This window comes from Paraburkholderia bryophila, from assembly GCF_013409255.1.
Lineage (GTDB): Bacteria > Pseudomonadota > Gammaproteobacteria > Burkholderiales > Burkholderiaceae > Paraburkholderia.
The window spans coordinates 3,467,996-3,481,937 of record NZ_JACCAS010000001.1 but is presented as its reverse complement, the minus strand read 5'-3'; the positions used below and the strand labels follow the sequence as shown (position 1 = coordinate 3,481,937).

Below are 13,942 nucleotides of genomic sequence, written 5' to 3'. Positions count from 1 at the left end.
GGCATTACGGCCGAGGCCCCGTTTTTTGTTCGTACAACTCTCGCTCAGACAGCAGCCATCAAACCGAGAACGACGAGCCGCAACCACAGGTGGTCGACGCATTCGGGTTCTTGATGACAAACTGCGCGCCGTTGATGTCGTCCTTGTAGTCGATCTCAGCGCCAACCAGATACTGGTAGCTCATCGAATCGATCAGCAGCTGGACGCCGCTCTTGTTCATGACGGTGTCGTCTTCGTTGACGGCTTCGTCAAACGTAAAACCGTACTGAAAGCCCGAGCAGCCGCCGCCTTGCACGAACACGCGCAATTTCAGCTCCGCATTGCCTTCTTCTTCGATCAGTTGCTTGACCTTGTCAGCCGCTGCGTCGGTAAAAACGAAGGGGGCGGGCATTTCGGTCACGGGTGTTTCGGTGACTGCGTTCATTCGGACTCTCCAAAAAGCTTCTAGCCGCTATTGTAGCGGCTGATCTCAATATCGTGCTTAACCCCACAGAATCAATGGGTTCTTCCCGCGGAATCAAACGGTAGCGCGGCTTGGCGTCGCCACCAGGCTCGAACGGCGCAAACCGCCGCAGCACGGCGGCCTAATTTGCCGCGACCAGACGGCGCGACGGAGCCGCGGCGCGACCAAACGGAGAAACCACCAAACGGCGAAGCCATAAAAAAAGCCGCCTTCGCGAAAGCGTTGGCGGCTTTTGCAGCGTACCAGCCCGAGAGCCGGCTCGCACTCGAAACGATTAACGCTTCGAGAATTGCTTCCGGCGACGTGCCTTGTGGAAGCCGACCTTCTTACGTTCGACTTCACGAGCGTCACGCGTCACGAAGCCAGCCTTCGACAGTTCCGGCTTCAGCGTTGCGTCGTAGTCCATCAGCGCGCGGGTGATGCCGTGGCGAACCGCACCGGCTTGACCCGTTTCACCGCCACCGTTCACGTTGACTTTGATGTCGAACGTGACGCCGTGGTTCGTGAGTTCCAGCGGCTGACGCACGATCATCAGCGACGTTTCGCGCGAGAAGTAATCGGCGATAGGCTTGCCGTTCACAATGATAGCGCCCGTGCCAGCCTTGATGAAGACGCGTGCGACGGCGCTCTTGCGGCGGCCCGTGCCGTAATTCCAGTTACCGATCATGTGGGCTCCCCTTAGATCTCGAGCGCTTTCGGCTGTTGCGCCGAATGCGGATGCGTTGCTTCGGCGTAGACCTTCAGCTTCTTGATCATCGCGTAGCCGAGCGGACCCTTCGGCAGCATGCCCTTGACCGCTTTCTCGAGCGCACGGCCCGGGAAGCGTTCCTGCATCTTGCTGAACGTCGTTTCATAAATACCGCCCGGGTAACCCGAGTGGCGATAGTACTTCTTGTCAGTAGCCTTGTTGCCCGTGACTCTCAACTTGCCCGTGTTGATAACGATGATGAAATCACCGGTGTCGACGTGCGGAGTGAATTCAGGCTTGTGCTTGCCGCGAAGACGGAGTGCCACTTCGCTGGCGACACGCCCGAGAACCTTATCCGTCGCGTCAATCACGTACCATTCACGCGTAACCTCATGGGCTTTTGCGGAAAACGTCTTCATGATCGATCCAAAAAAAATGCTGCGCCCAATGTGTTTTTTCCTGCTTGTAGTGTGCGCATCGAGGCGCGTGCAGGCTCTCCCTAGTTCTTCCTCCGCGGGCGCGGATGCGGAAAAGCCTTGAATTATAATGGAATTTCCTCCCGCAAGTCAAAACGTGCGGGAGTTTGCCGGAAATGTCCGCCGATTTGCGGGCCAGACCGGCTTGACTTGATGCGCTTTGGCGTCTTATCCGGTGTAAGAGCCGGGGCAACGACGAGTAGACATACGGGCGAAAAAAAACCCGAACGAGCGGTTCGGGTTTAATCCACCAAAGGAGGAGGTGGAGGAGACAGCGGAGGTTGCACAACTGCTGCAACCGATGGAAACGATTATATGAGGCACCCTTGTGCGACGCAAGAACATTTGCATTGTGAAACGCGATTTCACAGTGTGACAATTGAATCGCGACAACGGGACTCGCATAATTTCGTTATAAATCAACGATAATCCTGCTCCGGCACGTCGTTCCGAACAGACATCGGCTAGAGTAAAACCCCTAAAACGATCAGGGCATTCCCGAATCGGCTGAACATGCGGCAGCGCAACACGCAAGCCGTCATTAGGCATAAGTTCCAGCCGAAGTCGCCTCGGGCGAATCCGCAAACCCCGGGCTACAATGCCGTCTCGATATTGCGCAGCGCGGTGGAGCACAGCATGGAATGCAAAGTAAGCTGGATGGGGCAAGACGGCATGGCGTTCGCGGCCGAGACGGGCAGCGGCCATCTGGTGGCCATGGACGGCGCGCCGGAAGGCGGCGGCCGCAATCTGGCGCCGCGTCCGATGGAAATGGTGCTGCTCGGCACGGGCGGCTGCACGGCGTACGACGTCGTGATGATCCTAAAGAAAAGCCGCCAGGAAATCGCCGGCTGCTCGGTGACGCTGAAGGCGGAGCGCGCCAGCGAGGACCCGAAGGTCTTCACCAAGGTCCATTTTCACTTCACCGTGACCGGCAAGAACCTGAACCCGGCCACAGTGGAGCGCGCGATCAATCTGTCGCACGATAAATACTGCTCGGCGTCGATCATGATCGCGAAGACCGCTGAACTCACACACTCGTTCGACATCGTCGCGGGTTGAGCGCGAACTCGGCGCTGCGGCGTAGCAGTGCAGCAGGAGCAAGCACACACTGCGCGCTGACCGCCGAATCGGCGAGCGGATAAAACCCGCGCCGCAAAAGAAAATGCCGACGTCCTGACGGACGCCGGCATTTTTTGTTTGGGTGGCAAAGCAAGCCGATAAGCCGGATTCTGTGCACGCGCCACGTCCGAAAACGCCGCGCGCGTAGCAGTCATTCCTCTAGGCGCGCCATTACTGACGCGCTCAAGCTTCCTACCCGCAGACGTGACGGGGGCACCGCCCTGCATCTCGAAGATGCTAGCCTGCCTACTTGGAATTGCTCCGGGTGGAGGTTACCGTGCCGGTCTGCCTTGCAGCAGCCGCGGTGCGCTCTTACCGCACCGTTTCACCCTTACCTGATCCCGGCTTGCGCCGGGCCATCGGCGGTTTGCTTTCTGTTGCCCTGTTCCGCGTGTCACCACGGATGGCCGTTAGCCATCACCCTGCCCTGTGGAGTCCGGACTTTCCTCGCCCTCTTTGGCCGAAGCCGCAGAGGCCGCGACTGCCTAGCCTGCTTTGCTGGGCGGGATTTTAACACCTGTGAGGCGAATGCCCTGCATCGGCGGTTGAAATAGCCAGGTGGACAAGGCCGCATGGGCGCGCTTTCGCGGCGTCGCCGCACATTTTCGACGCCTGTTACCGCGCCAAGTCGCGCCGCACATTTGGATTAGCGGGTTCGTCGTCCGGAGCGAAATACTGAGGCGTCGTCATAGAACGCGGGTGCCTCATTTTCAGACCACCAGCCCGGAATGCCCAGCACGGGGAGCGGCGCGAACATGCGGCTCGTCAACGCTTCGGTGTTCATCAACGCCGCGCCAACCGATGCGTCCAGCCATGCGTTTCGCGCGATGGCGTCCCAGGCGAAATACTCGGGCGGCACGTCGACGATCCACGCGTGCCCGGTGCAGGCCTTGAACGGCACGATCAGTTTTTCCAACAACGCATGGCCGAAGCAGCGCACTTCGCAACTAGCGCCCCACGCGTCACGCCCGCCGACCAGCAGCGTCTGCCAGTCGAAGCTACGCAGCGCGTCGCTCAACACCGGATCGGCGCATGCAAACAGCAACGCGTTCTCGTCGAACAAAGTCAGCGTATCGCGCACGCCGCCGCGGGTCGGGCCGACGCCCAACACGTCGATGGCCGCCGACTGCCGTGCGTTCAGCGCCGCCTTGATCCGCGGAAACGCAAACCACATCGACGCGTTGAAGAAGTCGTGCAGATTGTGGCGCGTCGGCACGCAGCCGGTCGCCGAGATATGCGCCTCGTACGCCGCGCCGGGCGGCAGGTCGTCTTGCGCGATGAACGCGAGGCGCTCGCCGCGCCCCGTGGTTTGTCCCATCAAGGCCGCGTCGGCGTTCATTTCGGTGAGCAACGCCGCGTAGCTCGTTAGCGCGGCCTGCTGCCAACGCTCGCCGCGCCCGGCAAACTGCGCGAACCACGGCATCGACCAGTCGATCCCGGCGAAGCCCGGGCGCTGAACCTCGCTCACCGGCATGGAACTCAACGCCGGCAAGCTCAGACCAGGCGCCAACCAATCGACTCGCCGCCACGCAGCGGCACCACCGGCGTATCGCCGACCGGCAACTCCGCCGGCAGCGTCCACTCCTCGCGACGCAGCGTGACCTGCTCCGCGCTGCGCGGCAGGCCGTAGAAGTCCGCACCGAAGAAGCTCGCAAAGCCTTCGAGCTTATCCAGAGCACCGGCGTTGTCGAATGCTTCCGTATAAAGCTCGAGCGCGTGCAGTGCCGTATAGCAACCCGCGCAGCCGCACGCGTGCTCCTTCAAACCCTTCGGATGCGGCGCGCTATCCGTGCCGAGGAAGAAGCGCGAATTGCCCGACGTCGCCGCCTCGACCAGCGCCACGCGATGCGTTTCGCGCTTCAGCACCGGCAAGCAGTAGTAATGCGGACGAATGCCGCCCAGGAAGATCGCATTGCGGTTGTACAACAGATGGTGCGCGGTGATCGTCGCGCCCAGCAGCCCCGGCGCCACGCCGGCTTCGCGGATATAGTCGACCGCGTCTTTCGTGGTGATGTGCTCGAACACCACCTTCAGCGCCGGAAACGCGGCGCGCAGCGGCGTCATCACACGGTCGATGAACACCTTCTCGCGGTCGAACAGATCGATCGACGCGTCCGTCACTTCGCCATGCACCAGCAGCGGCATGCCGACTTCCTGCATGACTTCGAGCGTTTTCGCGCACTTCATGATGTCGGTGACGCCCGCGTCCGAGTTGGTCGTTGCGCCCGCCGGATACAGCTTCACGCCATGCACGAAACCGCTTTCACGCGCGCGGCGGATTTCGTCGGGCGGAGTGTTGTCGGTGAGATACAACGTCATCAGCGGTTCGAACTTCGCGCCTTCCGGAATCGCGGCGACGATCCGCTCGCGGTACGCCGCGGCCATGGCCGTGGTGGTCACCGGCGGCTTCAGATTCGGCATGATGATCGCGCGGCCGAACTGCCGCGCGGTGTCCGGCAGAACGGCGGCCATCATGGCGCCGTCGCGAACGTGCAGGTGCCAGTCGTCCGGGCGGGCGAGCGTGATGGAGTCGATGGAAGCGTTGGATGCGGTCATGGCGAGTGGGGACGAGGCTCAGCGAAAAAAGCCAATTGATGCGGTCAAACCGTCATTTGCGGCACAAACCCACGTCAATTTTGCTATTTGGCGCTTCTGGCTCGGTGATATGCTTGGAAAATCATCATTGTAACGGCTCGCCCCGTTCACAGGCTTACCCGCAACATGTGCCAACTTCTCGGAATGAACTGCGCCGCGCCGACGGACGTCACGTTCTCGTTCACCGGCTTTGCGGCCCGCGGCGGCGTCACCGATCACCATGCCGACGGCTGGGGCATCGCCTTCTTCGAAGATAAAGCGTGCCGTTTGTTCATCGACCATCAATCGTCGGCCACCTCGCCGATCGCCGAGATGGTCAAGCGCTATCCGATCAAATCGAAGAACACCATCGCGCACATTCGCAAGGCGACGCAAGGGCACATCCTGCTGGAAAACTGCCACCCGTTCATGCGCGAATTGTGGGGGCGTCACTGGATCTTCGCGCATAACGGCGACTTGAAAGACTATTCGCCGGTGTTGTCGGGCGTGTATCAACCGGTCGGGACGACCGACAGCGAACTCGCTTTCTGCGCGCTGCTCGAAGGCTTGCGCAAGGCCTTCCCCGGCGCGCAACAGCCGCCGCTCGACGAACTGTTCGCCGCGCTCGAAACCCTCACGCGCGAAATCACGCAGTTCGGTGTGTTCAATTTCCTGATGTCGAATGGCCAGGCGCTGTTCTCGCATTGCTCGACGCATCTGCACTACATCGTGCGGCGCTGGCCGTTTTCCACCGCGCATCTGGTCGATGCGGACGTGTCGATCGACTTCGCCAAATACACGACGCCGGAAGACCGCGTCGCGGTGATCGCGACCAAGCCGCTGACCGATAACGAAGTCTGGACCGCGTTCAAACCGGGCGATCTGATGATGTTCCAGCACGGCGAAGTAATCGGCCGCGTCAACGTGCCGGTGCCGGCTTCGGTGCTTGAGAAGTTGCGGAACCCGGCGCTGGATGCGTCTGCGTCGGCTACGACGATTGCGGCGGCTGACGATGCAAAAGAACCGGCGTTGGTCGAACTCGATCTCGAGGCCGCAGACGACACGGCCGCGTTCGAGTCCTGATCGCGCCGGTCTCGTTAAGCCTATCCGCTGAGTAGAAGTAGAAACAGAAACAGAAAAGCCGCTCCCCGGAGCGGCTTTTCTGTTTCCAGCCGACGAAGCCGCGCGCGATCCAACCCGCGGGGCCCGACGGCAACTCAGTGCAGAATCTTCGCCAGAAAATCCTTCGCACGATCCGACTTCGGATTCGCGAAGAAGTCTTCCTTGCGGTCGTCTTCGACGATCAAGCCCTGGTCCATGAAGATCACGCGGTGCGCGACCTTCTTAGCGAAGCCCATTTCGTGCGTCACGCACATCATGGTCATGCCTTCCTGCGCGAGTTCGACCATCACGTCGAGCACTTCGTTGATCATTTCCGGATCGAGCGCCGAGGTCGGCTCGTCGAACAGCATCGCGATCGGATCCATCGACAACGCGCGCGCAATTGCCACACGCTGTTGCTGACCGCCCGACAACTGCCCCGGAAACTTATCCGCATGCGCACGCAAGCCCACGCGATCGAGCAGCTTCAGGCCCTTCGCGTTCGCTTCGTCTTTCGAGCGGCCGAGCACCTTCACCTGCGCGAGCGTCAGGTTCTGTACGATCGACAGATGCGGGAACAGCTCGAAATGCTGGAACACCATGCCGACCTTCGAACGCAGCTTCGACAGATTGGTTTTCTTATCCGTCAGCGATTCGCCGTTGATGATGATCTCGCCCTTCTGGAACGGCTCGAGGCCGTTGACGGTCTTGATCAGCGTGGACTTGCCCGAACCCGACGGTCCGCACACCACCACCACTTCACCTTTTTTGACTTCCGTCGTGCAGTCGGTCAGCACCTGGAATTGACCGTACCACTTCGAAACATTCTTGATTGAGATCATCTTGCGACCTTTTTCTGAAGACCTTTGACGAGGCTCGACGCGATCACACAGACCACGAAGTAACATGCGCCCGCGAACAGTACCATTTCGATATTCGTACCGTCACGGTCGCCAATATTGGTGGCGGTGCGGAAGAAGTCGGCGAGGCTGATCACGTAGACGAGCGACGTATCCTGAAACAGCACGATACCCTGCGTAAGCAGCAGCGGCACCATGGCGCGGAATGCCTGCGGCAGCACAATGAGACGCATGGCCTGCCAATAGTTCATACCGAGCGCAAACGACGCGTTGACCTGGCCGCGCGGCACCGCCTGAATGCCGGCGCGGATGATCTCCGAATAATAGGCCGCCTCGAACAGCGAGAACGCGACCATGGCCGACGCGAGGCGAATGTCGATATCCGGCGACAAACCGAGCACGTTCTGCAGCACCTGCGGCACGATCAGGAAGAACCACAGCAGCACCATCACCAGCGGGATGGAGCGGAAGATCGTCACGTAGGCCTTCGCGAACCACACGAAAGGCTTGAACGACGACAACCGCAACATCGCGAGAATGGTGCCCCAGATGATGCCGAACACGATCGCGATCAGCGTGATCTGGAAAGTGACGATCGCACCGGTCCACAGCGTAGGCAGTGCGCCCGGAATACCGCTCCAGTCGAAATGGTGCATTACTTGCCTCCGATATAGCCAGGCAACCGGGTTCTGGCTTCGACCCAGCGCATCAGTTGCATTACGACCAGATTGATCAGCACGTAGGCCAGCGTGACCGCGATAAACGACTCATATGTTTGCGACGTGTAATCGACCAGCTGACGCGCCTGCGCGGACAGATCCAGCAGACCGATCGTCGAAGCGACCGCCGAGTTCTTGAAGATGTTCAGAAACTCGGACGTGAGCGGCGGCACGATGATGCGGTACGCGACCGGCAGCAGCACGTAGCGGTACGTCTGCCATTGCGTGAAGCCCATGGCCAGACCTGCGGCGCGCTGACCCTTCGGTAACGCGTTGATGCCCGAGCGCACCTGCTCGCAAACACGCGCGGCGGTGAACAACCCCAGACACAGAATCGACGACGAGAAGAACTGCGCGCCCGGCGGCAGTTGCTTGAACCAGTTGCCGATGGAAACGGGCAGCAACTCCGGTATCACCAGATACCAGATGAAGAACTGCACGATCAGCGGGATATTGCGGAAAACCGCGACGTAAACCGTGCCCGCACCCGACGCCCATTTGTTCGGCACCGTACGCAGCACGCCAAAAAACGATCCGACGATCAGCGCGATCACCCATGCCGACAGCGACACGGTAATCGTCACCCAGAAGCCGGACAGCAGCCAGCCCAGGTAGGTGGTCGGCTCGCCGGTGGAGACCGGACTCAGCAGAATGCCCCAGTTCCAGTGATATGACATGACCAAGACTCCAGCAAAAAGAAACGGAAGAAGCGCGTGGCCCCTTCCGTTCCGTTCAGCGTTTCAAAAAAACAGCTAAGGTTTAATCGATTGCCTTGTCATTCGGGCTCTTGAAGAGCGCCTTCATGTCATCGCTTTCCGGGAAGTTCAGGTTCAGGCCCTTCGGCGGAATCGGCGATTCGAACCACTTCTTGTAGATCGCATCGGCTTCGCCCGAAGTTTCGACCTTCGCGATCGCGTCGTCCACGACCTTCTTGAATTCCGGATCGTTCTTGCGAATCATGCAGCCGTACGCTTCATGCGATTGCGGCGTGGCGACGATCACGAAATCAGTCGGCGTGTTCGACTTGGCGCGCTCGCCCGCGAGCAGCGCGTCGTCCATCATGAACGCAGCGGCGCGTCCGGTGGAGAGCGTCAGGAACGACTCGCCATGGTCCTTCGCGCTGATGATGTTCATGCCCATGCTCTTGTCCTGGTTCATCTTGCGAAGCAGGCGCTCGGAGGTGGTGCCGGCGGTCGTCACGACCGTCTTACCCTTCAGATCGGCCCAGTCTTTGATGCCGGAGTCTTTCTTGGTCATCAGACGCGTGCCGATCACGAAAATCGTGTTCGAGAATGCAGCCTGTTGCTGACGCTCAGCATTGTTGGTGGTCGAGCCGCATTCCATGTCGACGGTGCCGTTCTGCACCAGCGGAATACGGTTTTGCGACGTGACCGGCGTGAGCTTCACCTTCAGGTTCGGCATGTTCAGCTTCTGCTTGACGGCTTCCACCACCTTCAGCGCGAATTCCTGCGAGTAGCCGATGACGTTCTGCTTGTCGTCGTAATACGAGAACGGGATCGACGATTCGCGGTGACCCAGCGAAATGACGCCCGTGTCCTTGATCTTTTTCAGCGTGCCAGCGTCTTGCGCATGCGCGCCAACCGTAAACAGTCCGAGAGTCGCGAGCAGCAGCGCAGCTTTTTTAACCTTCATGTGGTGATCTCCTTGGCAAGAACCGGCGCCAGTTTAGCAAAGTAATTATTTTGAAAGTATGGCGATAAACCATGGTGTTGTGCCTACGCCGCTACGTTTTGCGGCGCTTGCGGCAGCGGCGTTCTGCCGCTGCCGGACATGCAAAGGCGGGCGGCATCGATACGATGCCGCCCGCCGGGTCAAACACGCCGTCTTGTGGACCGCGTTGAAGCTAACGATTTGACGCTGAAACTGAAGCTGAAACGCCCAGCGGACCCGCGAGAACGCAAGCCCGCCGTTTCACGCGGAACGATCAGGGATACAGGCCGCGCAGTTCACGCGCTTCCAGAATCCGCTTACACGCGACGATAAACGCCGCGGTCCGCACCGACACCTTCTGCTCGCTCGACACTTGCCACACGGCGGCAAAGGCTTCGCGCATCACGCGTTCGAGACGCTGGTTGATCTCGTCTTCGGTCCAGAAGAAGCTCGAGAAGTCCTGCACCCATTCGAAGTACGACACGGTCACGCCGCCGGCGTTGGCCACCACGTCCGGAATCACGAGAATACCGCGATCGTGCAGGATGTCGTCCGCTGCCGTGGTGGTCGGGCCGTTGGCGCCTTCCACGACGATCTTCGTCTTGATCTTGGCCGCATTCTTCTCGTTGATCTGGTTTTCCAGCGCGGCCGGAATCAGAATGTCCGATTCGACGTTCCAGAATTCTTCGTTCGTGACGGCGTCCGCTTCCGGGAAACCGCCCACGCCGCCCGTCTTCGCGACGTGATCGAGCAAGGCAACTGCGTCGATACCGGTCGACTTGTACAGCGAGCCGGTGTGATCCTGCACCGCGACCAGCTTCGAACCCGCTTCCTGGAACAGACGCGCGGCGATCCCGCCGACGTTGCCGAAGCCCTGCACCGCAATGCGCGCGCCTTCGATATCGACACCGATGCGGCGTGCCGCTTCGCTGGCGACCACGAACACGCCGCGGCCGGTCGCTTCACGACGGCCCAACGAACCGCCGAGGATGATCGGCTTGCCAGTCACGACGCCCGTGGCCGTTTGGCCCTGGTTCATCGAGTACGTGTCCATCATCCACGCCATGATCTGCTCGTTCGTGTTCACGTCCGGCGCGGGGATGTCGGTATTCGGTCCGATGATGATGCCGATTTCGCTGGTGTAGCGGCGCGTCATGCGCTCGAGCTCACCACGCGACAGCGTGCGCGGATCGACGCGGATACCGCCCTTCGCGCCGCCGTACGGCACGTTCACGGCCGCGTTCTTGACCGACATCCATGCCGACAAGGCCATCACTTCCGACAGCGTCACGTCCTGGTGATAACGCACGCCGCCCTTGCCCGGACCGCGCGACACGTTGTGCTGCACGCGATAGCCTTCGAAGTGCGCGACCGTGCCGTTATCGAGTTCGATAGGCACGTCGACGATCAGAATGCGCTTCGGGCGCTTCAGGGTTTCGAGCCAGCGGGACAGGGAGCCGAGGTACGGCGCGACGCGGTCGACCTGGCGCAGGTAGTTGCCCCACGGGCCGAGGTCGTCTTTATTCAGGTAGGAGGGAACCGAGTGCAACGTTGATGCGGATTGTGCGATTTGTTGCTGGGAAGACATGAACGCTCCGGCGTTGATCGAATACCAGCATTGTCGAAAAACGCCGATTTGAAATCCAATGCCGTTTCATTATCCCGTTATGTTTTTTTTGCATAACCCTCAAAAAGCCGCAAATTTGCGTCGCGTGCAGGCAGGACCGCGCGAGCTCAGGCACTGCGCTGCGCCAGCTCTTCGGAGACGACGTCCCACAGTTGTCGCACGAGAATCTGCCGTGCATCGTCGCTCTTCGCCGCGAGCTTGTCGCGATACAGACGAATCTCCATGCTGAGCGTGAGCTGCCCTTCAGGCGTGCCGCGCGTCGCGCGATCGAGACGGATCAGCTTGCCGTCGGCGACCGCGTCTTCCACCGCGCTGTGCGGCAGGAAAGCGATGCCGTGTCCGGCCAGCGCCATCGCCTTGAGTCCTTCGGCCATGTCGGTTTCATACAGCCGGTCCAGATGCAGACGCTCCGGCGCGTTGGCGAGAATGACCTCGGTCATGCGGCCCAGATACGCATTCGGCGTATAGGACAGGTAAGGCGCGGGCGTCTCGGGCGTGCCCGGCAGCGTGTAGCGCGGCCGGCCGGCGCGGCCCGGCGCGGAGAACGGGCTGATCGGCTCGTTGCCGAGCGTCAGCATGTCGTAGCGGCCAGGGTCGAGCGCGACCGGATGGCTCGGATGGTGATAACCCATCATCAGATCGCAGCCGCCTTCCACCAGCGCCAACGCCGCATCATGCACGTTCAGCGCCCGCAGCCGCGTGTGGATCGGGCCCATCTGCGCTTCGATGCGCTGCAGCCAGCGCGGAAAGTACGTCAGCGACAGCGTGTGCGGCACCGCGAATTCGATGGTCGCCTGCGGCGTCGCCGTGTGCCCGCGCAGCAGCGCGCGGGCTTCGTGGAACTGCGACAGCATCGCGAGCGCCTGCTCGTTGAACACCTGGCCAGCCGCCGTGAGCCGCGTCGGATAAACCGAACGGTCGATCAGTTCGGTGCCGAGCCACGCTTCGAGCGCCTGAATCCGTCGCGAGAAAGCCGGCTGCGTGACGTGCCGCAATTCGGCCGAGCGACTGAAACTACGCGTTTCCGCGAGCGAAACGAAGTCTTCGAGCCATTTCAGTTCCATGCGAGGTCTGCTGCCGGCAAGTGGGAAGAAGTCAGCATTCTAGTGGCTGCGGCGCGTCGGGCGGCGGCACAACCCCCGGCGACCCGAGCCAGGCGGCGTCCGGTGGTAAAATTCGCGGTTCCCGCAGTTTCCTCCGCGTCTTCACCCTTGCGTCACGCCCCCATCATGTCCGACACCCGCCCCGACACCCTCTTCGCGCTGAACGCGCTCTCCCCGCTCGACGGCCGTTACGCGTCGAAAACCGAAGCCCTGCGCGAGTGGCTCTCGGAAGCCGCTTTCATGCGCAATCGCGTCACGGTTGAAATCCACTGGCTGATCGCGTTGTCGCACGCCGGATTCGCCGAAGTGCCGCGCTTTTCCGAAGCGTCCGAACAGTTCCTGCTGCAACTGGCCGAGCGCTTCACCGCGCACGACGCCGCGCGCATCAAAGACATCGAGCGCGTGACGAATCACGACGTGAAGGCCGTCGAATACTGGCTGAAGGAATCGGTCAAGGGTCAGGAAGAACTGGAACGTGCGAGCGAGTTCATCCACTTCGCATGTACGTCGGAAGACATCAACAACACGTCGCACGGCCTGATGCTGGCCGGCGCCCGCGAACACGTGATCCTGCCGGCGCTGCGCTCGGTGCATCAGCGCCTCGTCGCGCTGGCGCATGCGCACGCGGAACAGCCGATGCTGTCGCGCACGCACGGCCAGCCGGCCAGCCCGACCACGCTCGGCAAGGAAATGGCGAACGTCGCCGCGCGTCTGGAACGCGCGATCGACCGTATCGCGAAGGTCGAACTGCTCGGCAAGATGAACGGCGCGGTCGGCAACTTCAACGCGCATCTGTCCGCGTATCCGGAGTTCGACTGGGAAGGCTTCTCGCGTGACGTGGTGGAACAGCGCCTGAAGCTCACGTTCAATCCGTACACGATCCAGATCGAGCCGCACGACTACATGGCCGAACTGTTCGACGCGGTGTCGCGCGCCAACACGATCCTGCTGGATCTGGACCGCGATGTGTGGGGCTACATCTCGGTCGGTTACTTCAAGCAACGCACGAAGGCCGGCGAGATCGGTTCGTCGACCATGCCGCACAAGGTCAACCCGATCGATTTCGAAAACTCGGAAGGCAACCTGGGTCTGGCGAACGCTACGCTGCGCCACCTCTCCGACAAGCTGCCGGTGTCGCGCTGGCAGCGCGACCTGACCGACTCGACGGTGCTGCGCAATATCGGCGTCGCGTTCGGTTACTCGCTGCTCGCGTACGACTCGCTGATCCGCGGTCTCGACAAGCTCGAAGTGAACGCGCAACGTCTGAACGAAGACCTCGACAATTGCTGGGAAGTGTTGGCGGAGCCGGTACAAACGGTGATGCGCGTTTACGGCATCGAGAACCCGTATGAGCAGTTGAAGGAACTGACGCGCGGCAAGGGGATCACGCGCGAGGCGCTGCAAACCTTCGTCAGCGGTCTGGCGATTCCGCAAGACGCGAAAGATCGTTTGCTGGCCATGACGCCGGGTTCGTATATCGGCAAGGCCGTGGAACTGGCGAAGCGGATTGCTTGAGGCAAACCGGCGGATCAACGACGCTT

At 61.0% G+C, this 13,942-nt stretch carries 15 protein-coding genes and 1 other RNA gene; 4 read left to right on the top strand and 12 right to left on the bottom strand.

Translation table 11 applies throughout. From position 1 onward, the window contains the following. Positions 1-58 precede the first annotated feature (58 nt). The 3 genes from erpA to rplM form a co-directional block, all read right to left on the bottom strand. Entirely contained in the window at positions 59-424 is a 366-nt protein-coding gene (erpA, locus tag GGD40_RS15595) for an iron-sulfur cluster insertion protein ErpA (protein ID WP_035548542.1), read from the bottom strand. A gap of 313 nt (positions 425-737) precedes the next feature. Continuing rightward, a complete protein-coding gene (rpsI, locus tag GGD40_RS15590; RefSeq protein ID WP_179708375.1) occupies positions 738-1,130 on the bottom strand; it encodes a 30S ribosomal protein S9 in 393 nt (130 codons plus the stop codon). An 11-nt stretch (positions 1,131-1,141) separates the two neighbouring features. Beyond that, positions 1,142-1,570 (bottom strand): 50S ribosomal protein L13, encoded by a 429-nt coding sequence (gene rplM / locus GGD40_RS15585; RefSeq protein ID WP_035548548.1) that lies wholly within the window; start codon positions 1,568-1,570, stop codon positions 1,142-1,144. Positions 1,571-2,263: 693 nt separating this feature from the next. Between rplM and GGD40_RS15580 the strand changes: the two genes are divergently transcribed. Next, positions 2,264-2,686 carry an OsmC family protein gene (locus tag GGD40_RS15580; RefSeq protein ID WP_074265838.1) on the top strand — a complete coding sequence of 141 codons (423 nt, stop codon included), beginning with the start codon at positions 2,264-2,266 and terminating at the stop codon, positions 2,684-2,686. Positions 2,687-2,829: 143 nt separating this feature from the next. Here the strand turns inward: GGD40_RS15580 and rnpB are convergent. From rnpB to pyrC, 3 genes are all read right to left on the bottom strand, one after another. After that, an RNA gene (gene rnpB, locus GGD40_RS15575) (RNase P RNA component class A) lies at positions 2,830-3,243 on the bottom strand. Positions 3,244-3,392: 149 nt separating this feature from the next. Then, positions 3,393-4,220, bottom strand: coding sequence for a DUF3025 domain-containing protein (locus GGD40_RS15570; protein WP_179744170.1), 828 nt, complete (start codon positions 4,218-4,220; stop codon positions 3,393-3,395). A 20-nt stretch (positions 4,221-4,240) separates the two neighbouring features. Continuing rightward, positions 4,241-5,302, bottom strand: coding sequence for a dihydroorotase (gene pyrC, locus GGD40_RS15565; RefSeq protein ID WP_179708372.1), 1,062 nt, complete (start codon positions 5,300-5,302; stop codon positions 4,241-4,243). Here pyrC and GGD40_RS15560 point away from each other — a divergent pair. Then, entirely contained in the window at positions 5,280-5,435 is a 156-nt protein-coding gene (locus tag GGD40_RS15560) for a hypothetical protein (RefSeq protein WP_176058818.1), read from the top strand. The two genes, pyrC and GGD40_RS15560, sit on opposite strands and share 23 nt — an antisense overlap. Positions 5,436-5,467: 32 nt before the next feature. Then, positions 5,468-6,403, top strand: coding sequence for a class II glutamine amidotransferase (locus GGD40_RS15555; RefSeq protein ID WP_179708370.1), 936 nt, complete (start codon positions 5,468-5,470; stop codon positions 6,401-6,403). Between the two features lie 134 nt (positions 6,404-6,537). Here the strand turns inward: GGD40_RS15555 and GGD40_RS15550 are convergent, their stop codons facing one another. The 6 genes from GGD40_RS15550 to GGD40_RS15525 form a co-directional block, all read right to left on the bottom strand. Next, a complete protein-coding gene (locus GGD40_RS15550; RefSeq protein WP_179708368.1) occupies positions 6,538-7,263 on the bottom strand; it encodes an amino acid ABC transporter ATP-binding protein in 726 nt (241 codons plus the stop codon). Beyond that, on the bottom strand, positions 7,260-7,937 hold the full coding sequence (gene gltK / locus GGD40_RS15545; protein ID WP_179744169.1) for a glutamate/aspartate ABC transporter permease GltK: 678 nt from the start codon (positions 7,935-7,937) through the stop codon (positions 7,260-7,262). Before gltK ends, GGD40_RS15550 begins: the two co-directional genes overlap by 4 nt. Continuing rightward, positions 7,937-8,677, bottom strand: coding sequence for an amino acid ABC transporter permease (locus GGD40_RS15540; RefSeq protein WP_035548560.1), 741 nt, complete (start codon positions 8,675-8,677; stop codon positions 7,937-7,939). The genes gltK and GGD40_RS15540 overlap by 1 nt, the downstream gene beginning before the upstream one ends. Before the next feature lie 82 nt (positions 8,678-8,759). Then, a complete protein-coding gene (locus GGD40_RS15535; protein ID WP_179708366.1) occupies positions 8,760-9,653 on the bottom strand; it encodes a glutamate/aspartate ABC transporter substrate-binding protein in 894 nt (297 codons plus the stop codon). 292 nt (positions 9,654-9,945) lie between these two features. Continuing rightward, entirely contained in the window at positions 9,946-11,259 is a 1,314-nt protein-coding gene (locus tag GGD40_RS15530; RefSeq protein ID WP_179708364.1) for a Glu/Leu/Phe/Val family dehydrogenase, read from the bottom strand. Positions 11,260-11,405: 146 nt separating this feature from the next. Further along, positions 11,406-12,362 carry a LysR family transcriptional regulator gene (locus GGD40_RS15525; protein ID WP_105509429.1) on the bottom strand — a complete coding sequence of 319 codons (957 nt, stop codon included), beginning with the start codon at positions 12,360-12,362 and terminating at the stop codon, positions 11,406-11,408. Between the two features lie 165 nt (positions 12,363-12,527). Here GGD40_RS15525 and purB point away from each other — a divergent pair, with 165 nt between their 5' ends. Further along, complete coding sequence (gene purB / locus GGD40_RS15520; protein ID WP_179744168.1) at positions 12,528-13,916, top strand: adenylosuccinate lyase; 1,389 nt, start codon at positions 12,528-12,530, stop codon at positions 13,914-13,916. Positions 13,917-13,942: the final 26 nt, after the last annotated feature.